This window comes from Bacillus sp. P4_D3, assembly GCF_056401855.1.
In genome coordinates this window covers 1-5373 of sequence record NZ_JBFUIN010000220.1, presented here as the reverse complement: position 1 = coordinate 5373, position 5373 = coordinate 1, and the positions used below count along the sequence as shown (strand labels likewise).

Sequence of the window (5373 nt, the reverse complement as noted above, 5' to 3'; positions counted from 1 at the left end):
CGGTTAGCTGAGATGGAGACGGGGTATAATCGGGAGACTGTTGATAAGCTTGTGCAGCGCTTCATCGATTATGGAAAGATTCTTTATGATGCGGATACGAGGGAGTTATTCGTTTTGAATTGGCTTCGTTATAATCCTGTGACGAATACAAATGTGGAGAAGTGTGTGCTTCGTGAGCTTAAGGGTGTGAAGAATAAGGAGTTTGTACATATGTTTCTTCAGAAGTGCGTAGAGGAGGAACTGAATGTTCCGATGCTTTTAGCTCATTTCGGTATGCCGAGTGATTTGGCCGTTCATGATGTTGATCCGGTTTGTGAAGAGGCGGAAGAAGAGGTTATAGAGGAAGAGACGGGAAGTCGCGTGTTTTCTTTTTATGAGCAACATTTTGGTAGTTTGTCTCCTCATACGGTAGAGGAACTGAGTGCGTGGATGGTTGATTTGTCAGAGGAGCTTGTGCTGAAGGCTCTTCAAATTGCGTTTGAGAATAATAAGCGAACGGTTGCTTATGTGAAGGGGATTTTGCGTGGCTGGCACGGGAAGGGATTTACGAAAGTGTCGGAGGTTGAGGCGGATACGGCTCAGTTTAGGAAGAAGGAGTCGTCTGTTAGTACTGGGGAGACGGAGGAGTTTTTGACGAGGTGCGAGGAGTGGGAGAAGAATGCGCTGTCAGAGGAAGAGTTGCAGCGCTTTTTAGCGGAACGCGGGTGGCGTCCATGAGTATTCAAAATGTGGAGGCGGAAAAGACGGTGTTAGGTTCTCTATTAATTGATGGAGAGCTTATTAAGGAGTGCCGTTTGACGGAGCATTATTTTTCTATGCCAGTGCATAAGTYTATATTTCGGTTAATGCGAAAAATTGAAGATGAAGGGCAACCAATTGATCTTGTGACGCTCGTTTCTCGGATGAATCCTAATTTTTTGGAGAATATCGGGGGAATGGAGTATTTTATAGCATTAATAGAGGGTGTGCCTACGACTAGCAACTTTTCTTATTATGAGGGGCTTGTTCGAGGTGCGTGGAAAATGTATCAGGCTGGCGTTCTCGGGCACAAGATGGGAGAGCGTCTTATTGCGGAGAAGAATGAGAAAATTATTGGTGAGACGATTACGGCGCTTTGTGAGTTAGAGGAAAAGGACTATGTATGTGAGTTTGATTTGAAGGATGCTTTAGTTGGTTTGTATGAGGAGCTTCATCAAGATACGAAAGAGAATACTGGTATTGAGACTGGTTATACATCGCTAAATAAGATGACGTGTGGATTACAGGAAGGTGATTTTGTCGTTCTTGGAGCGCGTCCTTCTATGGGGAAAACGGCGTTTGCGTTAAATATTGCACTGCATGCGGCGAAGTCTGGAGCGGCGGTTGGGTTGTTTTCATTGGAGATGAGCAGTAAGCAATTGTTAAAAAGGCTGGCGTCTTGTGCGGGTGAAGTGTCAGGAGGTAGGCTGAAAAATCCGAAGCATCGTTTTACGATAGAAGACTGGGAAAAGGTGAGTAAGGCGTTTGCGGAGATTGGTGAGTTGCCACTTGAGATTTATGATAAAGCAGGTGTTACAATGCAAGATATTTGGATGCAGACTCGTAAGTTAAAGAGGAAGCACGGTGATAAAAAGCTGTTAGTTATTGTAGATTATTTACAGCTTATTACGGGCGATCCGAAGCATAAGGGCAATCGATTTCAAGAGATTAGTGAAATTTCACGTAAGCTTAAGTTATTAGCGCGTGATTTAAATGTTTGTATAGTAGCATTGTCGCAATTGTCTCGTTCCGTAGAGTCACGTCAAGATAAGCGACCACTTTTATCTGATTTAAGAGAGACAGGACAAATTGAGCAAGATGCGGATGTCATTATGCTTATGTATCGAGAGGATTATTACGATAAGGAAACGGTGCAGAAAGAGATGACGGAGATCCATGTGGCGAAGCATCGGAATGGGCCTGTGGGTAGTTTTAAGCTGAGATTTTTGAAGGAGTTTGGGCGGTTTGAGGAAGGGAAATAGTTAAAAGACTGGAGTATCACTTTGCAAATAAAATAAAGCATAAGTGTTCCATTTCATTAACTTATGCTTTATTCTTTGATTCTTTGAATATGTTTCTTATTTTTCCATAAAGAAGGATTTTCTCTCTGTAGTAATCCATTGCTCCAAATCATCTTGGCTACGTTGTACAAGTCGATTCACTAAAACATCATGCCATACGTAATCCTCTAATAGGTATATATGAACGGGGTCATCTGTATAAAAAGCAATATTACGCTCTTCAAGTGATGGTCCATAAATCATCTCTTTAGAATCTATCGATAAAATAAACCAATGTTCTGTAGACAAGGTTTCTGTATAAGGTGTTATGCGATGGGCTTCTAGATTTTTAATGGGATTTTTCACATGCAGGGTAATGCCTTGTACTGTAACTTTATCAGCTACCTGAGATAGATCCTCTTTTAACGCTTCATACATCTCATCCCACATTGAAATGACAATACGTTGTTCTGCTTTTTTTATTAATGCCTGACAATAGCTAATGATTGTTTTATTGTCTTTTAAAGTAATCACTCGATTATCCGTTTTTTCCTCGGAAGTTTCTAGTTTTTTTAATGAATCACTGATTACTTCATAAGTAGACTGCCATTCTGATTGAGCCTTCTGTAAAAAGACTTCAACCGGTAGAGGTGAATAGCGAGTGGTGTCATTTATTTCTTCCTTCATGACAATTCCTTTTTCTACAAGGTTACCCAAAATCTCATAAATTCGCGCTCTTGGGATACCCGAATCCTTACTCACTTGGTAGGCTGTGACAGGCCCCTGTTTAACAAGAGATACATAAGATTTAGCTTCATATTCATTAAAACCAATTTTTTTAAGCTGTTGCACTATGTAGTCCACTTTTTTCGTCCTCCGATGTTTGCTTTTATATTTCAACGTTACAATAACTGTTTACATTTAGCAAATTATTAGTTACTATTCGAATAGTGACTAAAGGGGAGGTTAATAGTATGGATTTTTATTTAGACCCATCAGTATTAATTATTTTGATTGCTTTTGGATTTTTAGCTGCATTTATTGATTCAGTTGTAGGTGGTGGAGGACTCATTGCCTTACCCGCTTTATTATTTACAGGACTGAATCCAGCGAGTGCAGTAGCTACGAATAAACTAGCGTCGACAATGGGGTGTGCAACTAGTAATATTGTGTTTTATCGTTCTGGTAATCTTGATTTGAAATCGGCTTTTAAATTATTTCCACTCACTTTCATAGGTTCCATAATAGGGGCATGGACTGTTCATTTAATGAACCCAGAAGTACTGAAGCCATTGATGCTGATCATGCTTGGTGCGGTTGCTATTTATACGATATTCAAAAAGGATTGGGGTAGTATTTCTACTCATAAGAAATTGTCTGGTCGACACGTCATTATCTTTACTTTTTTTGTTTTTGCTATTGGTTTTTATGATGGATTTCTAGGTCCTGGCACAGGTTCGTTTTTAATGTTTTCTCTTTTATTTATTGGGTATGATTTTTTAAAAGCAGCAGGTAATGCGAAGTTTCTTAATTTAGGAAGTAATGTTGGTGCATTGTTGATATTTATGTATGTAGGGCAAGTAAACTATGTGTATGGTTTTATAATGGGGATTGCTCAAATTGCTGGAGGGATTGTTGGCTCCAAATTTGCTATAAAAAAAGGAAGCGGGTATGTTCGTGCTCTTTTCATTACAGTAACTTGTTTATTGTTAGCGAAAAATCTGTATGACTATATTCAGTAAGTAATTTTGAACATCTTCACTTCAAAGAACGTAGAAAAGGTCAAATATGAAGGCTACATAAAATATAAGAAGATACTAGGGGCAAATTTCTTTTAACATTTTTTAGATGCTACCTTATTCGAAGATAGCATCTAAAAAAGTCTCATTTAAAAGAAAATCTAAGTGAAGAGAATGATATAAACTCATATTTTTCTGGGGTATGTTTATTGATCATAGTGAAATGTTTACTCTATATTCTTCTTATAATTAACCCGCAACAACCCCTTAAAATCTATCTCAGCAATCAACACACTCAATAATATAAGCGTCGCCCCTAAATACCCTTTTCCTGTGAGCGTTTCACCTGTGAAAACAAAGGCAAACCCTGCCGAAAAGACAGGTTCTAGTGAAAAGATAAGTCCCGTATGTGTGGGCGTAGTGTATTGCTGGGCGATAACTTGCACGATGAAAGCGACTGCGGTACAAAATATGCTTAAGGCTAATATGATTAGCCATGAGTTGATCGTGCTAGGCAGTTTTGGGGTTTCCATCACTAATGAAAAAATAAGACTAAATAGGCCGACGAAACCGAGTTGTATGACCCCGAGCGCAATCGAGTTCACATGTTTTGTTACGTTTCCAGTAATGATGACGTGAATGGCATAAAATAAGGCAGACAGTATGCAAAATATATCGCCGTTACCGATCTTGAATTCGTTAGTTAATGTTAATAAGCCGATTCCTATTATCGTTAAAATGATTCCTAATATAACTTTCTTTTCAGGAATGTGTTTTAAAAATATAGCTGATAATATTGGAATGAAAATGACTGTGAGACATAGTAAGAAACCAGCATTAGAAACACTCGTATACTTTGTACCGAAAGTCGCGAAAATATAGACGATAAATAAAACGGAAGCTAGTATAAAAGCGTATTTTACAGTTTTAAAATCGACTTTGAATAAATGTTTGTAAAATATTAAACCTGATAAAAGAAAGGCAATAATAAATCGTAATGCGATTAAATTGTATTCTTCTATGCCATCAAGTCCAAGCTTTGTAAGTAGGATGGATGCACCCCAAAAAAATGTAACTAGTAGTAGCATTAAATCAGCTTTTAATTGAATTTTCATTTCTATTCCCTCGTTATGTATAATTTATGATTCCATACCCCTATCCCCATTGTTTATTTTAATATTAATTCTGAATATTTGGAACGAAAATTTATCGACGCTTTTTTCTCGATTCAATTATTGAAAGTTCGGATTTGAAGAAGATTGGTGTGTGAGTTTCGAAAGTGAATAGAAATAATGAAAAAGAACCCAATTTCTCTATTTGATATGGAGAAGTTGGGTTTTTTCGTTTTGGAATAATTATGAGAAATTTTTTAGATATTTCTCATATATTCATCATGTTTCTTTCATGCTCTTCTCACGTCCAAGTTTTACACTCATATGTATCAAAGGTAAAGGGAGGTAATACATTTTTTACTTATTTCAAAACGAAGGATAGATGGTGGTGAACAGATGAAAAAGAATAAGTGTAAAAAATTGCGTTGGTTAAAATGGGTTTTGATCCTTCCGTTACTTCTGGGATTACTATTGTTTGGATTACATAGTATGAAGTTTGAAAGG

The 5373-nt window shown here is 37.6% G+C and carries 5 protein-coding genes; 3 read left to right on the top strand and 2 right to left on the bottom strand.

Annotated features, from left to right (window positions below; genetic code table 11):
- Positions 1-717, top strand: a 717-nt coding sequence (locus AC1DTM_RS17655; RefSeq protein ID WP_477000570.1) for a DnaD domain-containing protein, incomplete at its 5' end; no start/stop codon positions are given.
- Complete coding sequence (gene dnaB / locus AC1DTM_RS17650; protein WP_477000569.1) at positions 714-2000, top strand: replicative DNA helicase; 1287 nt, start codon at positions 714-716, stop codon at positions 1998-2000. The genes AC1DTM_RS17655 and dnaB, both read left to right, overlap by 4 nt.
- Before the next feature lie 96 nt (positions 2001-2096).
- Here dnaB and AC1DTM_RS17645 read toward each other — a convergent pair whose 3' ends face one another.
- On the bottom strand, positions 2097-2882 hold the full coding sequence (locus AC1DTM_RS17645) for a TrmB family transcriptional regulator (RefSeq protein ID WP_199715375.1): 786 nt from the start codon (positions 2880-2882) through the stop codon (positions 2097-2099).
- A gap of 110 nt (positions 2883-2992) precedes the next feature.
- Between AC1DTM_RS17645 and AC1DTM_RS17640 the strand changes: the two genes are divergently transcribed.
- Positions 2993-3760, top strand: a complete 768-nt coding sequence (locus AC1DTM_RS17640) for a TSUP family transporter (protein ID WP_199715373.1) — start codon at positions 2993-2995, stop codon at positions 3758-3760.
- Between the two features lie 224 nt (positions 3761-3984).
- Here AC1DTM_RS17640 and AC1DTM_RS17635 read toward each other — a convergent pair whose 3' ends face one another.
- Positions 3985-4872, bottom strand: a complete 888-nt coding sequence (locus tag AC1DTM_RS17635) for a DMT family transporter (protein WP_199715371.1) — start codon at positions 4870-4872, stop codon at positions 3985-3987.
- Positions 4873-5373 lie beyond the last annotated feature (501 nt).

Excerpts from the sequence above, each read along its gene's own strand:
- AC1DTM_RS17640 (WP_199715373.1), top strand. The coding sequence starts at position 2,993 with ATGGATTTTTATTTAGACCCATCAGTATTAATTATTTTGATTGCTTTT.
- AC1DTM_RS17635 (WP_199715371.1), bottom strand. The coding sequence starts at position 4,872 with ATGAAAATTCAATTAAAAGCTGATTTAATGCTACTACTAGTTACATTT.